Below are 22,618 nucleotides of genomic sequence, written 5' to 3' on the forward strand. Positions count from 1 at the left end.
GGCCTGAACTTCCGCCACCTGCTGCACCTGCGCCACCGCGCGACACACCGGCCGGCACCTCAGGCCGCTCAACTGGGAAGTCAGATCGTCTCGGCGCGGGTCGCGGCCGTGCACTCGCTGGGCGCGCGCAAGGCCGTGGTGCACATCGCCTGCACCGTGAGCAGCGAGGACGGCCTCGTGCTGCTGAACGTGCAGGACGACTTCATCGTGCGCGGCTACCGCCCGGGCCAGCTGGCCGCGCTGGCACGCCACCCCGGACCGCCGTTCGAGGCTCTGCTGCGCCGAACACCGCGCTGGGCGCCAGACACGGCGCCCTGGCAGGCGCGCATCGACGTCTCCAACGACCTGGGTCAGCGTTACGGCCAGCTCAGCGGTGACGCCAACCCGGTGCACACCACGCCCTGGGCTGCGCGGCTCTTTGGCCACCCAAAGCCGTTTCTCCAAGGGCTGGCCACGCGCTCGATGATCGTTGGCCAACTGGCGCAGGCCGGCAGGCAGGTGAACCGTCTCGATCTGCACCTGTGTCGGCCGGTGACCTGCGGCGAGCCGGTGCTGCTGTCGCACGACGGCCAGAGTTTCGAGCTCGCCAACGCCAGCGGCACGCAGTTGCTGGCCAGCGGCCGCTTTGAGGCATCGCGGTACTGAGGCATCCGTTGCTGAATCAATTGGGATCTGACCCCAATTTCCCAAAAGTTCAATGCGTGGAGGCCCCTTGAGCATCGCTTGATGTGGGTGCGGCTCTTTCGCGAATCTGTGATTTTGATCGAGGCCACAACACCTGTCACAGAATGCCGAGACCCAAAGGACAATAAATTTTTGGAGCTGGCCATTTCGGCAAAAGCCGATGTTCTTGTCTCGAGTGATGTTCACTTGCTGGAGATGCACCCGTTCCGTGGGGTGCAAATTCTCCAGTTGGCCGATTTCAAACAACAAATCCTCTGGGAAGCCGTAACCGAACGCGCAGACAGGTTGACCTGAAGCCTCTCGCGCATGGCCCTGAAAATGGCCGCAAGCTTGTCCATCCTGGGATTGCCTTTTTGCTAAAGCATCCGGCCCAGACTTTTGCTGGGCTTGGCCGTCAATGCTGCCAGTTGCTCTAAGCCCATTGTTTAAAAAGTAGCTGACAAAATACCCGCCCATGACCCCACCCCGAATCGACCTGCGCAAAGGCGTGACCGACCCTGTTGTCCTGATGATTTCCAGGCGGCAGGTGGAGCAACAAGATCTGGCTTCGGTGCTGGATGCCCTCAAGCTGTTTACCGCCACCCGCGAAGACGCTTGGCGTTACCGTGGCCAGATGAGTCTGGTGGTGGATGGCTACAACCACGACCCGCGTGACTTGGTGGACATTCCCGAGGTGCGCAGTTTGCTCAAGCGCTTGGGCGCTGAGTGGCCGTATTGGGGTTTCTTTTTCAACCAGGTGGACGACAGCATCAAGATTTTGGGCTCGTGCTGCTGCGGGGTGGAGTTTCCGGGCCGTGGCGCGGCGGTCATCGATGCGGCTTTGCTGCCCGGGTTTTTGAACCACGCTTTTGCCGGCATGAACGCGCTGTTTGACAAGCACGGCTTCCCCGAGTCCGAGCTGGAGGCCATGAGCATGGGCTTGGTGGAATTGATTGCGCCGTCTGAGTGATGCGGTCTTCACTGCGGTGCCACCTAAGTGCTGCGGTAGCGGTCGGGTAGTGGGCTACTGGGTTGTTAAGCCTCGATCCAGTCTTCCACCAGAAGCTGATCGATGTGCAAAAACGCATGGTCACTGGTGATCAGTGTCGCGTTGACATGCACCGCATGCGCTGCAATTTGCATGTCCAAGGCGGCCAGCGGTTTGCCTTTGCTTTGCATTTGGGCGCGCAGTGCACCATAGGTCTGTGCAACGGCTGCGTCCCAAGGCAGCACTTCTACGCGGCGCAAAAACTCGTTCACAGCAGCCTTCAGCGCCACAGCTTCAGGCCGCTTGGCCAGTCCAAACGCCAGTTCGCCCGCAGTGATGGCCGATATGCAAACGCTGTGCATGGGCACCGCTAGCAAGTGCTGCGTGACTTGCGGGTGGCGTTTGATGAGGTAGCTGACGGTGTTGGTGTCCAGCAGGTACAGACGTGTCATGTGCGGGCTCAATGTCCGTTGGGGCTGGGCATCGACTCAAATGGATCACGCTCTTCAGTGTCTGTGTGGCCCTGTGTGAGTCGCTCGGCGGCGCTCAAAAAGTCTTCGGGTGCGTGCGCGGTTTCTGTGGCGGCCAAGAAGCCGTTCCAGTCGTCGGGCCGTCGCGAAAGGATGACATCGCCTGTGAGCGGGTCTTTGCGGATGAACACTTCCTGGGTGTCGAAGCGGTAGGCGGCCGGTAGCCGGACTGCTTGGCTGCGGCCGTTGATGAAGAGTTTGGCGGTTTGAGACATGGTGAGCCTCCTTGCTGATGGTCTATATCAAAGTATATTCTTTTCTGGCTTGGCGGGCATGCCTAATGACTTGCGATGGTTTGGGCCGCAATCGGGGATCAGACTTTTTGGGTTCGATACCAAGCTCAAGCCGCAACCGAATGCGCGGACAAGTTGACCTGAAGCCTCTCCCGCACGGCTCTGAAAATGGCCGCAAGGTTGTCCATGCTGGGATTGCCTTTGGGCGAAAGCATCCGGTGCAGACTTTTGCTGGGCTTTGCCGTCAATGCTGCCAATTGCTCAAAGCCCATGGTGGCGTTGACCAGGTCTCGCAAAATGAGCCGGGCTGTTTCGGGCTCGCCATTAAGAAACAAAGTGGCGGCTTCATCCAGGAGTGCCTGTGCAAAAGATGCGTCGCTCTGAACGCGCTCAACAACAGTGTCTTTGAAGTTTCTGGTCAGTGCCATGGGGTTACCTCTTGTGCTTGCTGCTTGTGTTGGCGTGAATTGCTTTTTTTCGGGCCTTGTACTCGGCCAATAATTCCTTGGCTTTGTCGATGTCCCGTTGCTGGCCACGCTTGGTTCCTCCGCCAAAATGACCAGCATCAGTGCTTACGCGCCCATTGCACTGCCTCGTCAATGAGGGCGTTCAATTCGGACTCGTCCATACCGTGGGTTGCAGACTTGGCTTGCTCAGCTGACTTGTCAAGAAGGTAAGAGCGCACAGCCTCCTCAATGAAGCGTGACAAGTCACCCTTGCGCCCACCGCCTTGCGCGGCAATGAACATGCGAACGGATCGGTCGGTGTCAGGCGAAACAGCAATGTTCCAGCGAACTGAGGCCATGATTTCTCCGGTGTTTGGGTGTGTAAGTGTTACACCAAAGATAAATAAGCCATTCTTTGGGGTGTGTTCGGTCACCAAAAACCGAATCCAGTTTCACAAATATGGTTCAAACGCGGAAAACCCTTGATGACTGCTGTTGAGAAATGGTCGTCTGTACCTGTGTGGACTGTGTTCGGGTGTGGTTAACCTGTGTGGCGGGCATGGCCGCCAAAGTGCCCACTGTCCGATGAGTCCGGTAGGGGCAGTTCGGTTGGCAGAAAAGACCGAACGGGTGTAGCACTAAGTTATGGCCTGGGTTGTATCACCGCATGGATGTATCAGGGCTTGCCGGTGTCTGTGGCTGTCAGACCCGTGGCCAGCCGATTGGCCGCTGCGATGGCTTCGCGGCGTGCGGCGTCGTACGCGTTGAGTTTTTGCTTCAGCTCTTGCAGCTGTGGCGCGCGCAGCAGCGGCTCAAATCCTTCGCCGGGTCTTGTTGTGCTGAAAAGCCCCGTGGCCGGGTTGTAGAAGCTGTATGGGATGGCTGGCAGAAAAACCTTGATGACTCCCGAGCCGGGGATGGTCTGGATTTTGATGGTTTGATCTTGCAGCTGGAAGGTGGCGTAGCCCATGATGATTTCCTTGACCCGCAGACATTTGGAACGTCGGCGGCGTGCGGGATCAGGGCGCTGCTTGACGCTTTAGCCATGAATTTGTCATGCGCCCAGGCAAGTGGTCTGGAATAAATCCGGCGCGGGGAAAATTATAGCGTTGATTTGTTCGTATTTTGGGTCAGTTGCGGCGTCCCATTCAAGGCCACGTCATCACCCCCCGCAGCCCCACCCCATAACTTTCAAACCCTTGCTCCGCCCAGCGCGCGCTGCTGTCAATGTTGTCGTGTTGGTGGCCGTGCACCGTGGTGTGCACGCCCATGCGGCGGGCCAGTTCGTCCAGTTGCGTAAAGCCGTGTTCGTGGTAGCCGGGGGCTTCGTGGGTGATGAGGATGTCGGCTTGCAGCGCGGCCAGTTGCTCGACTTCGTCGGGGTAGATGCTGGACCAGTGTTTCAGGGGCACGCCGCCTTGCCAGCGGTCTGGGTGCGGGGTGATGTGGGCATGCGCTTGGCGGTTGCAAAATTTGGGGGCTTGGTGGGCGTCTTTGGGGTACCACACCGCACCCCGAAAAATGCCGCCCAGACCAGCGATGCGCGTGCCGCAGGGCAGGGTGACGACGCGGCCATGGATGTTGCGCTCGGCCAGTTCGCTCTGCCACACGTTGGCAAAGTTATCTGTGTGGTCGGTGTCGTGGTTGCCGTGGATGTACCAGACGCGGTCGCGGATGGCCGCCAGCTCGATGTGCAGCGGGCGTGCGGGCTCCAGGTCGCCCAGCAAGATGACGGCGCGGGCATCGACTTGCAGGGCGGCATCGATGATGTGCTGCCATTGGCCGTGCGGGTCGCCGCAAAAGAGGATGGGGCCGGTCATGTGTGCGCAGCTTGGTGCGGTCAGTGTTGAACTGTCCAAGGATTGATCACGGTGATGCCTGCCGCTTCAAACGGGCTGGCGTCGCGGGTGGCCACCATGAAGCCATGGCGCTTGGCGGTGGCGGCGATGTAGCCGTCAGCCGTCGAGATGGCTCGGCCTTGGGCGCGGGCTGCCGAAAGGATGTCGGCATAGGTTTGCGATGCGGCGGCGTCAAAAGGCAGGATGCGCTCTGCAAACAAGGGCAGGATGCGTTGTTCCAAACCGTGGTGCAGGGTGTCTTTGCGTTTGCCCGCAGGCAGGGCCGCGATGCCAAAGCGCAATTCGGCCAGACTGATGGCCGACAGGTAAAGGGTGGCTATGGATTGCGCGTCGATCCACGCCAAAACACCTGCGTCCGCTGACAGCTTCAGTGGCTCAGAGATGACGTGGGTGTCGAGCAAGATCATTCAAACCTCATGGGCTCAGCGGGTGTTTTGTCGCGCTCGAGATTCAAGTCAAAGCCACCAGCTTGTTGGCCAATTTCTGCCAGCAGCGATCCCAGTTGGATGCGCCCCGCTGGGCGTGCGACTTGCTCCAGAATGGCACGTACTTCGGCCTCTGTGCTGCGCCCCGCCAATGAGGCGCGCAGTCGCAGGGCTCTGTGGGTTTCTTCGGGCAAGTTGCGGATGGTGATGGATGACATGGCCAAGTCTCCTTGAATTGGCTTAAATGATATCACTTTATTTATTTTGATATCAATTTTTGGGTGTCAATGCATCTCGCCCGCATGCGTGCCCACGCAAAGTCAAAACCGGTCAGACCGCGTAGGCCTGCGTTTGCAGGGTGTCAGCTGCTCAGCAATTGCACATAGGCTTGGTAACTGAAGTGGCGGTTCTTTTTTTGTCCCGTCTGCTCCGTCACGATGCCCAGCGACTCCAGTGTCTTGACTGCTGCGGTGGCCGTGGGGAAGGTGGTGTTCAGGCGTTCGCAGACTTGGTCGATGGAAAAGATGGGCATCAGTGGCAAGAGCTCAAACAGGCGAAGACTGGCTGGGGTGATTTTGGGGGCCTGCAACAAGCGACGTCTGTCGGTATTGATCAAACTGGCCAGTGCAACAATGCCGCGTTCTGCCGTATCTGCTGCACGGGCAACGCCTTCAAGAAAGAAGGCCACCCATCCCTCCCAGTCGCCCTCTGTGCGGACTGCAGAGAGCCGTTGGTAGTACTCGGATTGATGCTGCTTCAGGTACGCGCTGACGTAGACCAAAGGCTGTGACAGCAAGCCCCATTGCTCCATGAGTGCGGCAATGAGCAAACGCCCAATACGGCCGTTGCCGTCCAGGAATGGGTGAATGGTTTCAAACTGGACGTGGACCAGTCCGATGCGCACCAAGGGGGGCAAGGTGTCGTGTGTGTCTTCTTGGTGAATGAAGCGTTCCAGATCTGCCAGCAGCGACGTGACATGTTCTGGTGGCGCAGGCACAAACACGGCGTTGCCGGGGCGCGTGCCGCCAATCCAGTTCTGAGACTTGCGCAGTTCGCCGGGTTGGCGGCCTGCGCCGCGAGCACCGTCCATGAGCAGACGGTGTGCTTGCCGCATCAGGCGCACGCTCATGGGCAGCCCGTTGGGGTCGCGCAAGGTGTCTTGTGTCCAGAGAAAGGCGCGCAGGTAATTGGTGACTTCTTCGACATCGTCGGTGTTGCTGACCGTCAGCCCCGCTTCTTTGTCAAACAGGTCGATCAGCGTCGCTTGGGTGCCTTCTATCTGGGAGGTGAGGAGGGCTTCTTTGCGAATGGCGCTGTAGAGCAGCCAGTCAATGGACGGCACCAGCCCGGCAACCCCTTGAAGACGCGCCAACGACAGTTCGGCCGTGCGGTTGAGTTCGGCATAGCTGGAGGCGTCGAGTACGGGCGCCGCAGGCGGCAGGGCATGCGGCACGAACGCCCGCACACTCTCCCCAAGGGTGGTGGATGTGACGTATGAACCGGTGACGCGCATGGCAAGTAATTAAAGTCTGCTTGAATAAAAGGCTACACATTAAAACATTCTTTAATTTGATGCAAGGCTGTGAAAGCTGCCTCACATCGCCGGATAGTCGATGTAGCCCTCGGGTCCCGGTGCGTAAAAAGTGCTGGAGCTGGCTTTGGCCAGTGGGGCGTTGGCTTTGAGGCGTTGCACCAGGTCGGGGTTGGAGATGTAGGCGCGACCAAAAGCAACGGCGTCGGCGCTGCCGGATGCGATGGCGTCGAGGGCCATGTCGCGGGTGTAGCCGTTGTTGGCGATGTAGGCGCCTTTGAAGGCCTGGCGTGCCCACGCAAAGTCAAAGCCGGTCAGGTCACGCGGGCCACCGGTGGCACCTTCCACAAAGTGGATGAAGGCGATGCCGCGTTGGCTGAGCGCTTCGACCAGCGGGCCGAACACGGCCTGGGGGTTGCTCTCGGCCGAGTCGTTGGCGGGCGACACAGGCGACAGGCGAATGCCGGTGCGGCCTGCGCCGATTTCGGCGGCCACGGCGTCCACCACCTCCAGCGCAAAGCGGATGCGGTTTTGGGGCGAGCCGCCGTAACCGTCGGTGCGCAGGTTGGTGGTCTCGCGCAGAAACTGGTCGATCAGGTAACCGTTGGCACCGTGGATTTCCACACCGTCAAAACCGGCGCGCATGGCGTTGGCCGCGCCTTGGCGGTATTGCTGCACAACTTCTTTGATTTCTTCTGCGCTCAGGGCGTGTGGCACCGGGGCGGGCACTTTGCCGTTGTGGCCGTAGGCCATGACCCTGGCGGCCACGGCCGATGGGGCGATGGGCGCAGCGCCGCCGGTCAGGTCGGGGTGCGAGATGCGGCCCACATGCCAGATTTGCGCCACGATCTTGCCGCCCGCCGCGTGCACGGCCTGGGTGATGGGCTTCCAGCCTTCGACCTGGGCGTCCGAATAAATGCCGGGGGTGGCCATGTAGCCTTTGCCACCGGGCGAGACCTGTGTGCCTTCGCTGATGATCAGGCCTGCGTTGCTGCGCTGGCGGTAATACGCGATGTTCATGGCGCTGCCGGGGATGTCGCCTGCAGCTTCGTCGGCGCGGCAACGGGTCAGCGGGGCCATGACCACGCGGTTGGCCATCTCGATGTCGCCGATGCGGGTGGGTTGGAAGAGTTGGGCAAGGGTGTCGGTCATGGGGGCTTTGCAATGCGGGTGGGCCAAAAGAGAAGTCGGTCATTATGAGTGGAGCAATTCGTTGTGGGCGCCCACAACAACACAGCCCGGCCTGATGCCGCATCGCACTGGGGATAATGGCGCTCACTCTTAACACCGGACCACAACGTGAGCGCCATCGCCATCATCGACTTTGAAACCACGGGCATTTCGCCGGGCATGGGTGACCGCGCCACCGAGGTGGCGGTGGTGATGCTGGAAAACGGGCTGGTGGTGGACCGTTACCAAAGCCTGATGAACGCCGGGGTGCGGGTGAACAGTTTCATCACCCAGCTCACCGGCATCACCAACGAGATGGTGCAGGCCGCGCCCCCTGCTGAGCAGGTGATGCGCGAGGCGGCGCGCTTTGTGGCGGGCAGGCCGATGGTGGCGCACAACGCAGCGTTTGACAAAAAGTTTTGGCAGGCCGAGCTGGCGCTTTGCGGTCAAGACGGCGCGCATCCCTTTGCCTGCACCTTGCTGCTGTCGCGCCGCCTGTACCCGCAAGCGCCCAACCACAAGCTGGGCACGCTGGCGGCGCTGCACCATTTGCCTTCGTCCGGCCGCGCCCACCGGGCCCTGGCCGATGCCGAGATGGCTGCGCATTTGTTGGCGCAGATGCAGCACGACCTGAAAACCCGCTACGGCTGCCAGCAGCCCGACCACGCCCTGCTCATGGGCCTGCAGCGCACCAGCCGGCACATGGTGGGGCCATATTTGAAGCAGCGCACGGGTGGCCCTGGATCTTCGCAGGTCGGTGCCTTCAGGTCCGACATGGTGCGTGTCGGCGCAATAGGTGGCGGGGCCTGATTGGCGCAAAATAAGTCGCATTCCAAGTCGCATTTAAAGTCGCATTTAAAGTCGCAAAAATATCCGCAGTATTTGATAAATATCCTTACATGACATAGATTTGCGGCTTATGTCAAAGTCGCAAAAATTTCAGCTGTATGACCATCCTGCCCAGATGGAGCCCCTGTTGCCCTCTGAGCACCGCATGGGCCCCTTGCTGGAGCGTGCGCATGACCTGATTCGCAAGGCGGACCGTTTGGCGGGCTGGTGCCCAAGTGGGGCCCTGCCGGGGCTGCGCTCGTCTTTGCGGGCCATGAACTCGTATTACTCCAACAAAATTGAGGGGCAGCACACCTTGCCTTTGGAGATCGAGCAGGCCCTGCGCAACGATTACGCACAGGACGCCGAGAAAGCACGACGCCAGCGCATGGCGCTGGCCCATATGGCGACCCAAGCGCAGCTGGAGGCGCTGTGGCCCGCATGGGACGACGCCAAAGTCTGGTCGGTGCAAACGGTGTGCGATATCCACCAGGATTTGTTCGCCCGTTTGCCCGAGGCCGATCTCGCCATCGAATCAACGGATGGCCTGCAAACCTTGCAGCCCGGTGCTTTGCGTGAGCGAGAGGTGAGTGTGGGGCGTCATGCTGCGCCTGCTGCTGCAGTCTTGCCTGCGTTTTTGTCGCGGTGGACCAGCGTTTATTCGGGCGTCAGGCGGGGCGAGTTGCAGTTGTTGGCCATGGCCGCAGCGCACCAGCGCTTGGCTTGGATTCACCCTTTTGCAGACGGCAATGGTCGGGTGGTTCGGCTGCACAGCCATTTGGTGTTGGGTCACATGGGCCTGACGAATGGTTTGTGGTCGCCTTTACGCGGCTTTGCCCGCACGCATGAGGCCTACTACGCGCATTTGGCGGCAGCCGATGAACCCTGTGCGGGTGATCTGGATGGGCGGGGCAACCTGACCGAGTCAGGGCTGATCCGATGGATTGGTTATGTGCTGGGCGTGTGCATCGATCAGGTCGACTCCATGGCGGGTTTGCTGTCGCTCGATGGCATGAAGGACCGCATGGCGGCGTGCCTGGCCTATGAGGAGCGGGTGGTCAAACAAGGCGTGCGTCCTGAGGCATTGCGGGCCTTGCATTACCTGTTGGCCTCGCAAGCCGAGCTGGATCGGGCGGACTTCAAGGCCATGTTGGGTTTGGGAGAGCGCCTGGCCACTGCACAGGTGTCGGCCTTGCTCAAACGGGGCTTGCTGGAAAGTGATTCGCCCCACGGCAAGCTGCGTTTGGGTGTGCCGCAACATGCTTTGCGTTTTTATTTTCCGAGTTTGTGGCCCGAGGCCGAAGTGCAAAATTGACGCGGCCAGGTGGTTGACGTGAGTCAACTTGGCAAGGACGCCATGACGGGTCTGTACGGCGTGTTTTTTAGGTGCCAGCGTGTCACGCAGGTTACCAAACATGTGGGGCGCGGGTGACAAACTGATTTGTGCGGCAAAACAATTTGACTGCCACGCAATCTTTCACCCCATTCAGGAGACTCTCAAGATGTTGAAGACGAACAAACGCGCATTGCTCAAGGCACTCGGTGCCGCAGCCGTAGTGGCTGGCATGTCTGCAGGCCCTGTATTCGCGCAGGCCCCTATCGTCCTGAAAATGGCGCACGTCTACAACCCTGGCAACATCTGGTTTGAGACCGCTGAGGCCTATGCCAAAGCGGTGGAGACGCGCTCGGGTGGCAAGGTGAAGATCCAGATCGCGGCCAGCGGCTCGACCGGCGATTGGCCTGCCTCGATCGAAGGCCTGAAGATCGGCACCAACGACATCGTGTTGCAGTCCATCGGCACGCTCGACCGCTACAACCCGCTGCCCGGTCTGGAGGCTTATCCTTACCTGATCCGCGACCTGGACCACTTCAAAAAGGTCTACTTTGGCCCGGTCGGTGCCGAGTTCATTGAAGAGGTGGCCAAGAAGAGCTCGTTCCGCATCGTCGGTGCGGGCTATCGCGGTGCGCGTTGGCTGACGTCCAACAAGCCGGTCAAGAATGTCAACGACATCAAGGGCTTGAAGCTGCGCGTGCCGCCGCTGAAGATGTACCGGATGACTTGGGAGATGCTGGGCGCAAGCCCTGTGCCCATGGGCGTGGCCGAACTGTTCACCTCGATGCAACAGGGTGTGGTGGACGGTCAAGAGAACCCGCTGGAGTTCATCGACAACTTCAAGTTCAACGAAGTTCAGAAATACGCGATCGACACCCGCCACATCATCGGCGCGATGACCTGGATCTATTCCGATGCGCGATTCAAGCGGCTGCCTGCTGATGTGCAGACCTTGCTCAAGGAAGAGGGCGACAAGGTGATGCTGGAAGCCAGCGACAAGATGGCCAAGCTGGAGAGCGGTTTGCGTGACAAGCTCACCAAGTCTGGCATGCAATTCAATGACATCGACCGCGAGGCAGTACGCAGCCGCCTGGGTGGTATCGCCAAAGAGTTCCCGGACCTCGCCCCCTGGGCAGCCAAGTTCGCGGCCGTTAAGTGATGCAGGCAGTCGGTGAGGCCGCCGAGGTGCGGCCTCCGAACGCTGCGATCGCCTGGGCGATGCGCATCGAGCGCACGCTTGACGTGATCCTCGGCCTGATGCTGTTGACGGTCGCACTGGTGCTGTTTTACCAGGTGTTTGGTCGCTATGTGATCGGCCGCGCACCCGCTTGGACGGAAGAAGTCTCGCGGATGTTGGTCGCGTGGATGGCCATGCTGGGCACTGGCGCGTGCCTGCGCAACGGCGGTCATATATCGGTGGGTGCGCTGGTCAATGCGGTGCCACCGCGCATCCGGGTGGTGTTGCTGGCTGTCCGGGATGTGCTGGTGATGGCCACTGCCGGTGTGATGGCCTGGGCAGGCGTGCGTTTTGCGATGCTCAATGCCGACCAGGATTCTGCAGCGCTGGAAATCCCGATGGCCATCCCGTATTCGGCCATGGCCGTTGGCGCGGCGCTTTTGGCGCTCGTGCTCACACTGGCGCGGCTGGGCGGTCAGACGCCGGCCGTCGATTCGATCATGCCCGTGGAGTGATGCCCAGATGACGATGCTTGGTGTGCTGTTGCTGTCTTTGACAGTGCTGTTGCTTTTGGCTGTGCCGGTGGCGTTTGCCTTGGTGCTGTCGGCGACGATCGCGGTTATTTTTGTGGGCGGCATTGATCTGATGATCGTTCCCCAGCAAATTTACCAAGGGCTGGACAGCTTTTTGCTGCTGGCCATCCCGTTGTTTTTGCTGGCCGGGGAGCTCATGTCGCAAGGCGGCATGACCGACCGTTTGCTCGGGTTTTGCAATGCCGTGTTTGGGCGTTTTCGTGGCGGGCTGGCCATGACCAACGTGGCTTCGGCCACCTTGATGTCGGGCATTTCTGGCTCGGCCATTGCCGACACCTCGGCGCTGGGCAAGGTGTTGATCCCGGCCATGATCAAGGCCGGTTATGGACGGGGCTTTTCTGCCGCGTTGACGGCTGCGGCCAACGTGGTGGGGCCGATCATTCCGCCTTCCATCACATTTTTGATGATCAGCGTGCTGACCAATTTGTCACCGCTCAAGCTCTTTATGGCAGCGGTGATTCCGGGCGTGCTGTACGCCAGCGCGATCATGCTGGTGGCGGTGGTGATCAGCAGGCGTCGTGGCTATCCTGCAGCGCAGGCGGTGAACTTGGCAGGCATTTGGCGCGAGTTCAAGCTGGCCTTTTGGGCATTGGCGATGCCGGTCTTTTTGATCGTGGGCATCCGCACAGGCATTTTCAACGTGACCGAGTCTTCTGCGGTGGCGGTGGTGTATGCGCTGATGGTGGGGCTTTTCATTCACCGCGAACTGAATTGGCGCAAGATTTGGCTGGCGCTGGTGAGCTCGGCACGCGGCACGGCGGTGATCATGATCATTCTGGGCGGGGCGCAGGTGGTGTCGTGGTTCTTGGCGTATGAGCAAGCACCCCAGCGCATTGCCGAGTGGATGCTTGGCTCCATCGGCAGCCCCATCTTGTTCCTTTTGCTGGTCAATGTGCTGTTGTTGTTGGTGGGCACCTTCATGGAAAACGGGCCGTCCTTGGTGTTGTTGTGCCCGGTGCTGTACCCGGTGGCGGCCAAGTTCGGCATCGACCCTTACCATTTCTCGATGATCGTCGGCATCAATTTGCTGATCGGTTTGATCACGCCCCCGGTGGCCATCAGCTTGTCCATTGGTGCGCTCATTGCAGGGGCGCGGTCTGACGAGGTCAACCGGGAAGTGTTGCCATTTCTGGCCGCCGCCATCGGTGTCGTGCTTTTGATCACCTTTGTGCCTGCGGTGTCCTTGTGGTTGCCTTCCGTGATTGGTGGGCGCTAACAAAGGCCCGCTGGCTGTCTTTTTCCCAAGGAGTTGAGACATGACGCGTCGTTTTGATGGCCGTGTGGCTGTGGTGTGCGGTGCTGGTGCGGTCGGACCCGGTTGGGGCAATGGCAAAGCGGCGGCGGTGCAATATGCGCGTGACGGGGCGACGGTTGCGGCCATCGACATCGATCTGGCGTCGGCGCAGGCCACGGTGGATCTGATCGTCGCCGAAGGCGGCACGGCGGTGGCCTGGCGCTGCGATGTGACGAAGCGCGACGAAGTGAACGCGGTCATGAACGAGATCGTGGCGCATTTTGGGCGCATTGATGTGCTGCACAACAACGTGGGCCTGCCTGCCATGGGCACCATGGAAACGCTCAGCGAGGGGGAGTGGGACCACGCGATGGATGTGAACCTCAAAAGTGTCTTCCTGACCTGTCAGGCGGTGTTGCCCGTCATGGTGCGGCAGGGCAAGGGCGCGATTGTCAACATCTCATCATTGGCCGCGATCCGTTACACCGGTTACCCCTACCCGGCTTATTACGCCAGCAAGGCGGCGGTGAACCACCTGACCGCGTCCATGGCGCTGGAATACGCGCGCAAAGGCATCCGGGTCAACGCGATCATGCCCGGCATGATGGACACGCCCCACATTTACAAAGCCATTGCAGGCCAATACGCCTCGCACGAAGACATGGTGGAAAAGCGCAATGCGATGTGCCCCACTGGCCGCATGGGCACGGGCTGGGACATTGCCAAGGCAGCCGCCTTTTTGGCGTCTGATGAAGCCCAGTACATCACCGGCCAATGCCTGGCGGTGGACGGCGGGTTTTCGATTCGGGCCTGAGCCCCGAGCGCGTTCACCCCAAGCCCAGCGGCAAAGCCGTTTTGTAGCGCACCTGCTTGAGCGCAAAGCTGGAACGGATTTTTTCCACGCCCGGAATCGGCGAGAGCTGTTCCAGAATGAAGCGCTCCAGCGCCGCCATGTCGCGCACGGCCACGCGCAGCAAATAGTCGCTGTCACCGGTCATCAAATAGCACTCCATCACTTCGTCGTGCCGTGCGATGTGCGCTTCAAAGTCGGCCAAGGTGGCTTTGCTTTGGGTCTTGAGGCTGATCGAAATGAACACCGTCAGGCCCAGCCCCAGCGCCGCCGCACTGGCCAGCGCCACATAGCGCTGAATGACGCCATGGCTCTCCAAAGCCTTGACGCGGGCCAGGCACGGCGAGGGCGACAGGCCGATGCGTTTGGCCAGCGTCACGTTGGACAGTGCGCCGTCGCGCTGCAGCTCGTCCAGTATCTTCAAATCCACGTTGTCCAGAACCATGTGCTGAACCTTTCATATTTTCAGCATATTGTGCTTTAAATGCAGGTCTGATGGGTGTAAATACGCAGCACATGCGCCACGCTGCCCGGTAGAGTCACAGTCATGAACGCACCATTTGAACCCTTGCTCCGCACCCTGATGAACACAGGCGACACCGACCCCGAAGAAACCGCCGAGTGGCGCGAGGCTTTGCTGTCGCTGATCGGCTCACAAGGCCCAGAGCGTGCGCGCCAAATTCTGGACGAGCTGGCCATCGTGGCGCGCCAGCAGCGCACCGGTTGGCAACCCGAGCTGAACACGCCGTACATGAACACCATCGCCGTCGATGACCAGCCGGTGTTCCCCGGCGACTTGGCCACCGAAGAGCGGTTGGTGGCCATCATGCGTTGGAACGCGCTGGCCATGGTGGTGCGCGCCAACCAGGCCTATGGCGAGTTGGGCGGGCACATCGCCAGTTACGCCAGCGTGGCCGATTTGTTCGAGACCGGGTTTCACCATTTCTTTCATGCCCGTACCGAGCAGCACAAAGGCGACTTGGTGTTTTTCCAGCCGCACAGCGCACCGGGTGTGTACGCCCGCGCTTTTCTGGAAGGGCGCCTCTCAGAAGCCGACTTGCTCCATTACCGCCAAGAGATCACCGCACCCGATAGCGGCGCGCGCGGTTTGTCGAGCTACCCACACCCATGGCTGATGCCTGACTTTTGGCAGTTCCCCACCGGATCGATGGGCTTGGGGCCGATCAGCTCGATTTACCACGCGCGTTTCATGCGCTACCTGACGCACCGCCAGCTGCAAGACTGCAGCGCCCGCAAGGTGTGGGGCGTGTTTGGCGACGGCGAGATGGACGAGCCCGAGAGCATGAGCGCGCTGACCTTGGCCGCCCGCGAAAAACTGGACAACCTGGTGTGGGTGGTGAACTGCAATTTGCAGCGATTGGATGGCCCGGTGCGCGGCAACGGCCGCATCATCGACGAGCTGGAAAAGCTGTTTGCCGGCGCGGGCTGGAACGTGATCAAGCTGGTCTGGGGCAGCGACTGGGATGGCTTGCTGGCGCGCGACACCTCGGGTGCTTTGCTGCGCGCTTTTGCCAACACGGTGGACGGGCAGATGCAGACCTTTGCGGCCAAGGACGGGCGCTACAACCGCGACAACTTCTTTGGCCAAAACGAAGAACTGGCGCGGCTGGCGCAGGGCATGACGGACGAACAGATCGACCGGCTCAAGCGCGGTGGCCACGACATCGTGAAAATCCACGCGGCTTATGCCGCAGCGGCGGCGCACCGTGGCCAGCCCACCGTGATCTTGGCGCACACCAAAAAAGGCTTTGGCATGGGCAGCGCGGGCCAAGGCAAGATGACCACGCACAGCCAAAAGAAGTTCGACGAGCAAGACCTGATTGACTACCGCAACCGCTTTGATTTGCCGCTGAGCGACGAACAAGCCAAGGGCTTGGCCTTTTACAAACCCGCCGCCGACAGCGCCGAGATGCGCTACCTGCGCGAGCACCGCGCGCATTTGGGCGGCAGTTTGCCCAAGCGCGAGACCACTTGCGAGCGCCTGCCTGTGCCCGCCATCACCAGCTACGCGCAGTTTGCGCTGCAGGCCGACGGCAAAGAGATGAGCACCACCATGGCCTTTGTGCGCATGCTGGGCGGCTTGCTCAAAGACAGCTCGCTGGGTCCGCGCATCGTGCCCATCGTGGCCGACGAGGCGCGTACCTTCGGCATGGCCAACCTGTTCAAGCAGGTGGGCATTTACAGCAGCGTGGGCCAGCGCTACGCCCCAGAAGACATTGGTTCGGTGCTGAGCTACCGCGAAGCCACCGACGGCCAGATTTTGGAAGAAGGCATCAGCGAAGCGGGCGCGATCGCCAGCTGGACGGCAGCCGCCACCAGCTACAGCGTGCACGGCCTGGCCATGTTGCCCTTCTACATTTATTACTCGATGTTCGGCTTCCAGCGCGTGGGCGACGCCATCTGGGCCGCGGCCGATCAACGCGCCCGGGGCTTTTTGCTCGGCGCCACCTCAGGCCGCACCACCTTGGGCGGCGAGGGCTTGCAGCACCAGGACGGCAGCAGCCATTTGGTGGCGGCCACCATCCCCAACTGCAAGGCCTACGACCCAGCGTTTGCGGGCGAGTTGGCGGTGATTTTGGACGCGGGCATGCGCGAGATGGTCGAGCAGCAAGCCGACGTGTTTTATTACGTCACCTTGATGAACGAGAACTACGCCCAGCCGGATTTGCCTGCGGGTGTGGAGGCCGATGTGCTGCGCGGGGGCTACCGATTTGGCGTGTATGGGCCGAGCGATGCCGCCCAGCGCGTGACCTTGCTCGGCTCCGGCGCGATCCTGACCGAAGTGGTCAAAGCCGCGCAGCAATTGGCCGCGCAAGGTGTGGGCGTGGAAGTGCTCAGCATCACCAGCTGGAGCGAACTGGCCCGCGATGGCATGGCGCAAGAAGCCAGTGGCTCTGTGGGCGCTGGCCATTTGACCCAGTTGCTGAGCGCCACCCAAGGCCCAGTGATCGCCGCGACCGACTATGTACGCGCCGTGCCCGAGAGCGTGCGCGCCCTCGTGCCTGAGGGCCGCCGCTACAGCACGCTCGGCACCGACGGCTTTGGCCGCAGCGACACGCGGGCGGCGCTGCGCCGCTTTTTTGCGGTGGACGCGCAGAGTATTGCGCAGACGGCGTGGCGGGCCTTGGGCGCTTGAGTCGCCAAAGGGTGCGACAACTTCGTCGCCTTTCCCTCCCGAGGCTGATGCGCGTCAAGCAGCCGAAACCCGGTCGCCGGGCAACGTTACCGTAACGGCCAGTCCTGGCTGCGCGTTGCGAACCGCGAAGGTACCGCCATGCGCCTGCGCCACCAGCTTGCACAGGTACAGGCCCAGGCCTACACCGCCCTGGGCGCGAGTGCGCGCGGTGTCGGGGCGGAAGAAGGCTTGGGCCAAGTGGGGAAGCTGGTGCTCGGGAACGCCGGGTCCGTGGTCACGCACTTGGATGCCGATGCCTGAGCCCTCGGCGCGCAGGTGCAGCTCGGGCGGCAGCGGCGCGCCCGCGCTGTGGCGCAGCGCGTTGTCGAGCAGGTTGCGCAGCAGCAGGCGGATGCGGGTTGTGTCCAGCGTCAGAGTGGGCAGCCTGGCATCGGCCATCAGTCGGATGTTCAGCGGTGTGTTCGGGCCGGTGTCAGGCTGCGCGGGATGGCGCGCCAGCACTTCGGCGATCACCTCTTGCGTGAGTGCTACCAGGGCCTGCGGCGTCAGGGGCTCGCGCTGCAGGGCAGCGTGTTTGGCCGAGAGGCGTTCGCTCTCCAGCAGGTCGGTGATCAGGCTGGCCATTTCCTGCAGGTCGCGCAGCAGCGCATCGCGCTGCGGGTTCACCTGCGCCGTTTCGGGCAGCAACTCGGTGTTCAAGCGCGCCCGGGTCAGCGGACTGCGCAGCTCGTGGCTGATGGCGAGCAGCAGTGCTCGCTTGGCCTCCAGCATCTGGTGGATGTCCTGTCCCATGGTGTTGATGGTATGCGCGAGTTCACCCAGTTCATCGGGACCGTGCAGGTGGCGCTCGGAAATGGGCTGGCTAAAGTTACCGGCGCCGAAGCGGCGCGCGCCCTCACCGATGGCGTCCAGCGGCTTGAGCAAGCGGCGCACGTAGAGCCAGGCCAGCAGCGTGAGCAGCAACAGTGCAGTGAGCGCAAAGCCGATCAGGCGCGGGCGGCGCTCGAACACTTCTTCGTTGATGCCGAACTCGATGCTGTGGCCGTCTGCCGTGGTGCGCTTCAGGATGCGCTGCCAGTCCTTGCCGCCCCCCCAATCTTCTTGCTGAAGGCGTCGTTCTTCGGCACGGCCTTTGCGCTGCCAGTCGGGCACGTCCTGGTCGGGGTGCGAGGCCCAATTCACTTGCGGCCCTTCAATGCGTACGGTCAGCGGTAGGCGACTGGCGATGGCCTGTGCATGCGTCACGTTCGGGACCCCGTCCGCCGTAATTTTTTCTGTCAGCCGGTCCACATAGTCGATCAGCAACGGCCGCGCGGCTTCTTGCCAGCCCATGGAGAATGCCTTTTGCGCACCCTTGATCACGACAAAGGTCATGGCAGCGGCTAGCACCAGAAAGACCAGCACCATGCGCAGTTTGATGGAATGCGTCAGTCGGTGTTTGGCCCGTTTCCACGATGAAGGAGGGATTGAGGGGGGCTTGCGCGGTGGGCTTTTCATGGTTGGTCGCTCACAACGGCAGGCGGCGCAGCGCCAGCGAGTAGCCTGCGTTGCGCAAGGTTTTGATGCAGTCCAGCGGCTCCAGCTTTTTGCGCAAGCGGCTCACGACGATGTCCACGGCACGCGTGTAAAGGTCGGCCTCGTGGCCGCGCAGCTGGTTCAGGATGTCGTCGCGGCTAAACACCTTGCCCGGCTCGCGCGCGAGCAGGATCAAGAGCTCGTATTCGGTGCCGGTCAGCTCGATCTCTGCCCCCAGGCGGCTCACGCTGCGGCGTGCGGTGTCGATCTCCAAGCCGTCAAAAAACAGGGAGGAGGCAGCGTTCATGGCCGGGTTGGGGCCATGGTCCTGATGGTGGCCCTTGGGTTTGAGGCGGCGCAACACGGTCTGGATGCAGGCCACCAGCTCGCGCGGCTCAAAGGGCTTGGGCAGGTAGTGGTCGGCACCCAGCTCCAGCCCCACCACGCGGTCCATCACATCGCCACGTGCCGTCAGCATCACGATGGGGATGTCACTTTCCTTTCGGATGTTGCGGCACAGCTCAAAACCATCCATCTCGGGAAGCATCACGTCGAGGATGGCGGCGTCGAACCCCCCGCTGCGCAGCAGCGCCAGGCCTGCGCTCGGTCGGGTGGCATGCACCAGCTGCAGCTCAAAGCGCTGGAAAAAGGTGGCCAGCGGTGGGCCCAGGTTTTCGTCGTCGTCGATCAGTAGGATGCGGTGCATGGCGCATTTTTACATTGCTGCGCCATGTTGCAGGCGGTGGTGACGCACAATCAATCGGCGCAAGCGGTGCTGCAGCTGACCGCTCAGCTGGTCGAACCGATCGGCCGCTGACTGCAGCGCGTTCAGCATTGGCAAGGCTTGCGCAGACTGTTCGCGAGATAGCTTGGCCAACAGTTCGAGTGCGTGCTGACGGTCAAAGTGCGGACCCCAGACCATGGCCAGCAGCTCGGCATGCGGCTCATCGGTCCCCACCAACAGCCATGGGGCGAGAACCCGGCTCTGCTGCACCAGGTGGCGGATAGGCTTCAAGACGGGCGACATACCTTGCGCTTTCATGTTGTGCCCAGATCAGCCCCGGCCCCACCAGTTGCGGCCGCGCCGTTCCATCTTCTCGCGCACCTGCTGTTGCTGCGCCGGGGTCAGGCTGTCGTAAAAGTCACCCAATGCATTGAACATCTTGGGACCATGGTCCTGCACCACTTGGGTTTTCTGGTCCAGCAGAGCCTGGGCCTTGGCGCGATCGAACTTTTCGCCTGCCACCAGTGCCTTCACTTCCGCACGGGGGTCGCTTGACTTGCCCTTGAAAGCCGTGCGAGAGGCGACCATCTCATCGGCCAGCACACCGAGCTTGGCTTTCTGGTCGGCATTGAGTTCGAGCTTGTCGCTGATCTTTTCAATGGCCTTGCCGCGCATCTCGCTGATGCGCTCGTCGCTCCAGCCGCGGGCATGGTCGCCGCGCGATCCGCAAGCGGTGAGGCCGCCCAGTACGACGGTGGCGGCGGTGAGGCCAATGAGACTGCGTTGGATCCAGGATTTCATGGTGTTGCCCCTTTCAGGTAGCTGTTGAACATGACCGTGATGGTGCCGACTGAGGGCTGACACGGGGTGTCGGCGCGGTATCGGTTTATTTCGTTTTGTTTCAGACGCAGGGTCACAGGGCTGTCAAGGAGGGGCTCACAGAGACAACATACCGGCCTGAGCGACACCCACGCGGGTCATTCAAACTTCATCGGGCCGGATCAACAGGTCAAAATCTTGGTTGACGCGTGGCGACGCTAATGGCACCCTTGTTAAAACGACGCCTTGGCCAGGCGATCCACGCGTCAACATCCAGAACGCCAAAGGCAAGGCAAAGCCTTATCAAGTCAGACAAGTGCTTCAAGCGATTGAAAAATTAGGCAACCCATCATGAACATTCAACACTACACCTACCGCGTGACATGGTCGCCAGAAGATGGCGAGCATGTGGGCTTGTGCACCGAGTTTGCTTCTCTGAGCTGGTTGGCAAAAACGCCCGAAGCTGCGCTCAAAGGCATCCAAAAGTTAGTGGGCGAGGTCGTCGCCGACATGCTGTCGAATGGCGAGTCTGTCCCCGTGGCGCTGGCTGACAAAAGCTACAGCGGTGAGTTCCGTGTTCGCATTCCGCCGCTTGTTCATCGCAATCTGGCACTGCTGGCAGCTGAGCAGGGCGTCAGCCTGAACCGCCTGGCCAGCGCAAAGTTGTCGGCCTGAACAAACCAAGAGCTATCCGCCATGAAGTTCAAAAACATTGCAGGGGTCGCACTGGCCGCCATCTTGGGCGCGGGTGCGCTGGGTTGGCAAAGCCTGGACAAGGAAACCCGGGGATTCTTGGCGGCGTTTCCCACCAACACCGATATCCTTTTTTGGAGCACATCGCAGCGCGATGCGGCATTTCGGGCGCTGGACCGATTGCCCTTTTTGGCCAAGCACCGCGTGGTGCCTGCGGGCGGTACGCCGTCTGTTTTGCCCCCCGGCCCGCCGCTGGCGCTGCCCCTGGACATCGACGCCTACATGCAAGGGCAGCGCAGTGCTGCGCTCATGGTGCTGCACAACGGGCAGGTGCGGATGGAACGCTACGGACTCGACTTTGACAACGAGGGCCGCTGGACCAGTTTTTCTGTGGCCAAGTCGTTGACCTCGACACTGGTGGGCATGGCTGTGCGCGATGGCCACATCAAAAGCATGGACGACAAGGTCAGCGATTACATTGCCGAAATGAAGGGCTCGGCGTACGACGACGTCAGCATTCGGCAGTTGCTGACCATGACATCGGGTGTGGCTTGGAACGAAAACTACGACGACCCGAAATCCGACGTGGCCCAGTTCAACAACCACAAGCCCAAAGACGGCGAGGACGCTGTGGTCAGTTACCTGCGCAAGCTGCCGCGCGCCGTGCCCGCCGGGACCCGCTGGCTGTACAGCACGGGCGAGACCAATTTGGTGGGCGTGCTCGTTGCGCGGGCCACGAAAAAAACACTGTCCGATTACTTGTCTGAAAAAATCTGGCGGCCCGCTGGCATGGCGCAGCAGGCCACTTGGATTCTGAGCAAAACCGGGCAAGAGATCAGCGGCTGCTGCCTGCAAGCGGCCACGCAAGACTTCGCCCGTTTCGGGCAGTTCATCTTGAACGGTGCGCAGATCAACGGCCAGCCCACCTTGCCCGAAGGCTGGTTGTCAGAAGCCACCACCTCGCGCACCGGCATCGGCCAGCCTGGGCGGGGCTACGGTTACCAGTGGTGGACCTACGACGACGGCAGTTTTGCCGCCCGTGGCATCTTCGGCCAGGGCATCTTCATTGACCCGGCGCGCCAGCTCGTGATTGCCTCCAACGCCAACTGGGGCAACAACGCCACCGACCCGACGGCCACCGCCGCCCGGGAAGCGTTTTACGTGGCGGTGCAGCAGGCCGTGGATGCCGAAGCGGCTGCGGCTGCGGCCAAGCGCTAGCTGGGGGCCTTCAAACACAAACGCTCAGGCTCGCGCAGCACCAAGCCTGCGTCCACCATGTCGGCCAAGGCGCGGTAGAGCGCTTCGTGGCTCACGCCCAGTTCGGCCGCCAGCGATTTGTAGCCCGCCGTCACCGCGCAGCAGCCGCTGGTGCCTTCGGTTTCCAGCCAGTGCAAAACACGCGCTTGTACGCCCTTGAGGTTCAGGCGTTCGCATTGCAAGCGCAAGCGACGCACCTCTTGGTTGAGCATGCCGATCCAGCGCATGGCAAAGGCCGGGTCGTCGCTGAGCGCTTGCAAAAGCGCAGGCACGGGCACGCGGGTGATGCGTGCATCGACCACCACCACCGCGTCGCAGTGGTAGCGCGGCGACTGCAGGCTGGCCTCGCTGACAAAGCCCTGGTGCGTGCGCTGCAGCACCACGCTGGCGCCGTTGGCCGTGCCGCGCTCGAGCACCACTTGGCCTGTGTGCACCCAAAACAAATGGCGCGGCCGCTGGCCTGTGTCAAACAGACGCTCGCCTTTGCGCAGCTGCAGCGCTTCGCAATCGGCCAAGAGGGCCGGGGTCAACAGGTCAATCAAGCGCTGGTCTGGGGCAGTGGTGTTCATGTGATTCAAATCATATGAGAAAGC

Annotated in this window: 28 protein-coding genes; 12 read left to right on the forward strand and 16 right to left on the reverse strand. The window is 61.4% G+C overall.

The features are described from left to right. The 3 genes from ACIQ47_RS08520 to ACIQ47_RS08530 form a co-directional block, all read left to right on the forward strand. Nucleotides 1-645, forward strand: a 645-nt coding sequence (locus ACIQ47_RS08520; RefSeq protein WP_396437721.1) for a MaoC/PaaZ C-terminal domain-containing protein, incomplete at its 5' end; no start/stop codon positions are given. A 36-nt stretch (nucleotides 646-681) separates the two neighbouring features. Further along, nucleotides 682-978, forward strand: a complete 297-nt coding sequence (locus tag ACIQ47_RS08525) for a putative toxin-antitoxin system toxin component, PIN family (RefSeq protein WP_396437748.1) — start codon at nucleotides 682-684, stop codon at nucleotides 976-978. A 160-nt stretch (nucleotides 979-1,138) separates the two neighbouring features. After that, nucleotides 1,139-1,633, forward strand: coding sequence for a hypothetical protein (locus tag ACIQ47_RS08530; RefSeq protein ID WP_396437722.1), 495 nt, complete (start codon nucleotides 1,139-1,141; stop codon nucleotides 1,631-1,633). A gap of 65 nt (nucleotides 1,634-1,698) precedes the next feature. On the opposite strand, the gene ACIQ47_RS08535 is transcribed toward ACIQ47_RS08530, so the two are convergent. The 10 genes from ACIQ47_RS08535 to ACIQ47_RS08580 all read right to left on the reverse strand — a co-directional run bounded on the left by ACIQ47_RS08535 (nucleotide 1,699) and on the right by ACIQ47_RS08580 (nucleotide 7,827). Further along, entirely contained in the window at nucleotides 1,699-2,103 is a 405-nt protein-coding gene (locus ACIQ47_RS08535; protein WP_396437723.1) for a type II toxin-antitoxin system VapC family toxin, read from the reverse strand. Nucleotides 2,104-2,111: 8 nt separating this feature from the next. Next, complete coding sequence (locus tag ACIQ47_RS08540; RefSeq protein WP_396437724.1) at nucleotides 2,112-2,396, reverse strand: antitoxin; 285 nt, start codon at nucleotides 2,394-2,396, stop codon at nucleotides 2,112-2,114. Nucleotides 2,397-2,521: 125 nt separating this feature from the next. Beyond that, entirely contained in the window at nucleotides 2,522-2,980 is a 459-nt protein-coding gene (locus ACIQ47_RS08545) for a DNA-binding protein (RefSeq protein WP_396437725.1), read from the reverse strand. Further along, a complete protein-coding gene (locus ACIQ47_RS08550) occupies nucleotides 2,980-3,219 on the reverse strand; it encodes a ribbon-helix-helix domain-containing protein (protein WP_396437726.1) in 240 nt (79 codons plus the stop codon). The genes ACIQ47_RS08545 and ACIQ47_RS08550 overlap by 1 nt, the downstream gene beginning before the upstream one ends. A gap of 317 nt (nucleotides 3,220-3,536) precedes the next feature. After that, nucleotides 3,537-3,830 (reverse strand): hypothetical protein, encoded by a 294-nt coding sequence (locus ACIQ47_RS08555; RefSeq protein WP_396437727.1) that lies wholly within the window; start codon nucleotides 3,828-3,830, stop codon nucleotides 3,537-3,539. A gap of 178 nt (nucleotides 3,831-4,008) precedes the next feature. Further along, nucleotides 4,009-4,680 carry a metallophosphoesterase gene (locus ACIQ47_RS08560; protein ID WP_396437728.1) on the reverse strand — a complete coding sequence of 224 codons (672 nt, stop codon included), beginning with the start codon at nucleotides 4,678-4,680 and terminating at the stop codon, nucleotides 4,009-4,011. 20 nt (nucleotides 4,681-4,700) lie between these two features. Then, nucleotides 4,701-5,126, reverse strand: a complete 426-nt coding sequence (locus ACIQ47_RS08565) for a type II toxin-antitoxin system VapC family toxin (RefSeq protein ID WP_396437729.1) — start codon at nucleotides 5,124-5,126, stop codon at nucleotides 4,701-4,703. After that, nucleotides 5,123-5,362: a FitA-like ribbon-helix-helix domain-containing protein gene (locus tag ACIQ47_RS08570; protein ID WP_396437730.1), complete on the reverse strand. Its 240-nt coding sequence runs from the start codon at nucleotides 5,360-5,362 to the stop codon at nucleotides 5,123-5,125. Before ACIQ47_RS08570 ends, ACIQ47_RS08565 begins: the two co-directional genes overlap by 4 nt. 143 nt (nucleotides 5,363-5,505) lie before the next feature. Beyond that, nucleotides 5,506-6,657 carry a Fic family protein gene (locus ACIQ47_RS08575; RefSeq protein WP_396437731.1) on the reverse strand — a complete coding sequence of 384 codons (1,152 nt, stop codon included), beginning with the start codon at nucleotides 6,655-6,657 and terminating at the stop codon, nucleotides 5,506-5,508. Nucleotides 6,658-6,738: 81 nt separating this feature from the next. Then, entirely contained in the window at nucleotides 6,739-7,827 is a 1,089-nt protein-coding gene (locus ACIQ47_RS08580) for an alkene reductase (RefSeq protein ID WP_396437732.1), read from the reverse strand. A gap of 147 nt (nucleotides 7,828-7,974) precedes the next feature. Between ACIQ47_RS08580 and ACIQ47_RS08585 the strand changes: the two genes are divergently transcribed. The 6 genes from ACIQ47_RS08585 (at nucleotide 7,975) to ACIQ47_RS08610 (ending at nucleotide 13,824) form a co-directional block, all read left to right on the forward strand. Then, a complete protein-coding gene (locus ACIQ47_RS08585; RefSeq protein ID WP_396437733.1) occupies nucleotides 7,975-8,655 on the forward strand; it encodes a PolC-type DNA polymerase III in 681 nt (226 codons plus the stop codon). A 109-nt stretch (nucleotides 8,656-8,764) separates the two neighbouring features. Beyond that, nucleotides 8,765-9,988 (forward strand): Fic family protein, encoded by a 1,224-nt coding sequence (locus ACIQ47_RS08590; protein WP_396437734.1) that lies wholly within the window; start codon nucleotides 8,765-8,767, stop codon nucleotides 9,986-9,988. Nucleotides 9,989-10,175: 187 nt separating this feature from the next. Further along, nucleotides 10,176-11,165, forward strand: a complete 990-nt coding sequence (locus ACIQ47_RS08595) for a TRAP transporter substrate-binding protein (RefSeq protein WP_396437735.1) — start codon at nucleotides 10,176-10,178, stop codon at nucleotides 11,163-11,165. After that, the gene (locus ACIQ47_RS08600; protein ID WP_396437736.1) at nucleotides 11,165-11,698 is read left to right on the forward strand and encodes a TRAP transporter small permease; all 534 of its coding nucleotides are present in this window, start codon (nucleotides 11,165-11,167) and stop codon (nucleotides 11,696-11,698) included. The genes ACIQ47_RS08595 and ACIQ47_RS08600 overlap by 1 nt, the downstream gene beginning before the upstream one ends. A gap of 7 nt (nucleotides 11,699-11,705) precedes the next feature. Beyond that, nucleotides 11,706-12,992, forward strand: coding sequence for a TRAP transporter large permease (locus tag ACIQ47_RS08605; protein WP_396437737.1), 1,287 nt, complete (start codon nucleotides 11,706-11,708; stop codon nucleotides 12,990-12,992). A 40-nt stretch (nucleotides 12,993-13,032) separates the two neighbouring features. Then, entirely contained in the window at nucleotides 13,033-13,824 is a 792-nt protein-coding gene (locus tag ACIQ47_RS08610; protein WP_396437738.1) for an SDR family NAD(P)-dependent oxidoreductase, read from the forward strand. Nucleotides 13,825-13,837: 13 nt separating this feature from the next. Here the strand turns inward: ACIQ47_RS08610 and ACIQ47_RS08615 are convergent, their stop codons facing one another. Further along, nucleotides 13,838-14,305 carry an Lrp/AsnC family transcriptional regulator gene (locus ACIQ47_RS08615; protein ID WP_396437739.1) on the reverse strand — a complete coding sequence of 156 codons (468 nt, stop codon included), beginning with the start codon at nucleotides 14,303-14,305 and terminating at the stop codon, nucleotides 13,838-13,840. Nucleotides 14,306-14,407: 102 nt separating this feature from the next. Here ACIQ47_RS08615 and mdeB point away from each other — a divergent pair, with 102 nt between their 5' ends. Continuing rightward, nucleotides 14,408-17,017, forward strand: a complete 2,610-nt coding sequence (gene mdeB, locus ACIQ47_RS08620) for an alpha-ketoglutarate dehydrogenase (protein WP_396437740.1) — start codon at nucleotides 14,408-14,410, stop codon at nucleotides 17,015-17,017. A 54-nt stretch (nucleotides 17,018-17,071) separates the two neighbouring features. Here mdeB and ACIQ47_RS08625 read toward each other — a convergent pair whose 3' ends face one another. From ACIQ47_RS08625 to ACIQ47_RS08640, 4 genes are all read right to left on the reverse strand, one after another. Further along, nucleotides 17,072-18,424 carry an ATP-binding protein gene (locus tag ACIQ47_RS08625; protein WP_396437741.1) on the reverse strand — a complete coding sequence of 451 codons (1,353 nt, stop codon included), beginning with the start codon at nucleotides 18,422-18,424 and terminating at the stop codon, nucleotides 17,072-17,074. Between the two features lie 100 nt (nucleotides 18,425-18,524). After that, nucleotides 18,525-19,238, reverse strand: a complete 714-nt coding sequence (locus tag ACIQ47_RS08630; RefSeq protein WP_396437742.1) for a response regulator transcription factor — start codon at nucleotides 19,236-19,238, stop codon at nucleotides 18,525-18,527. 9 nt (nucleotides 19,239-19,247) lie between these two features. Beyond that, nucleotides 19,248-19,574 carry a hypothetical protein gene (locus ACIQ47_RS08635; protein ID WP_396437743.1) on the reverse strand — a complete coding sequence of 109 codons (327 nt, stop codon included), beginning with the start codon at nucleotides 19,572-19,574 and terminating at the stop codon, nucleotides 19,248-19,250. A gap of 12 nt (nucleotides 19,575-19,586) precedes the next feature. Further along, on the reverse strand, nucleotides 19,587-20,057 hold the full coding sequence (locus tag ACIQ47_RS08640) for a Spy/CpxP family protein refolding chaperone (protein ID WP_396437744.1): 471 nt from the start codon (nucleotides 20,055-20,057) through the stop codon (nucleotides 19,587-19,589). A 369-nt stretch (nucleotides 20,058-20,426) separates the two neighbouring features. Between ACIQ47_RS08640 and ACIQ47_RS08645 the strand changes: the two genes are divergently transcribed. After that, nucleotides 20,427-20,750, forward strand: coding sequence for a type II toxin-antitoxin system HicB family antitoxin (locus ACIQ47_RS08645; protein ID WP_396437745.1), 324 nt, complete (start codon nucleotides 20,427-20,429; stop codon nucleotides 20,748-20,750). Between the two features lie 21 nt (nucleotides 20,751-20,771). Next, on the forward strand, nucleotides 20,772-21,986 hold the full coding sequence (locus ACIQ47_RS08650) for a serine hydrolase domain-containing protein (RefSeq protein ID WP_396437746.1): 1,215 nt from the start codon (nucleotides 20,772-20,774) through the stop codon (nucleotides 21,984-21,986). Here ACIQ47_RS08650 and ACIQ47_RS08655 read toward each other — a convergent pair. Beyond that, nucleotides 21,983-22,594: a Crp/Fnr family transcriptional regulator gene (locus tag ACIQ47_RS08655; RefSeq protein WP_396437747.1), complete on the reverse strand. Its 612-nt coding sequence runs from the start codon at nucleotides 22,592-22,594 to the stop codon at nucleotides 21,983-21,985. The genes ACIQ47_RS08650 and ACIQ47_RS08655 overlap by 4 nt on opposite strands. Nucleotides 22,595-22,618: the final 24 nt, after the last annotated feature.

The organism is Limnohabitans sp. (assembly GCF_044373035.1).
Taxonomy (GTDB): Bacteria; Pseudomonadota; Gammaproteobacteria; order Burkholderiales; family Burkholderiaceae_C; genus Limnohabitans_A.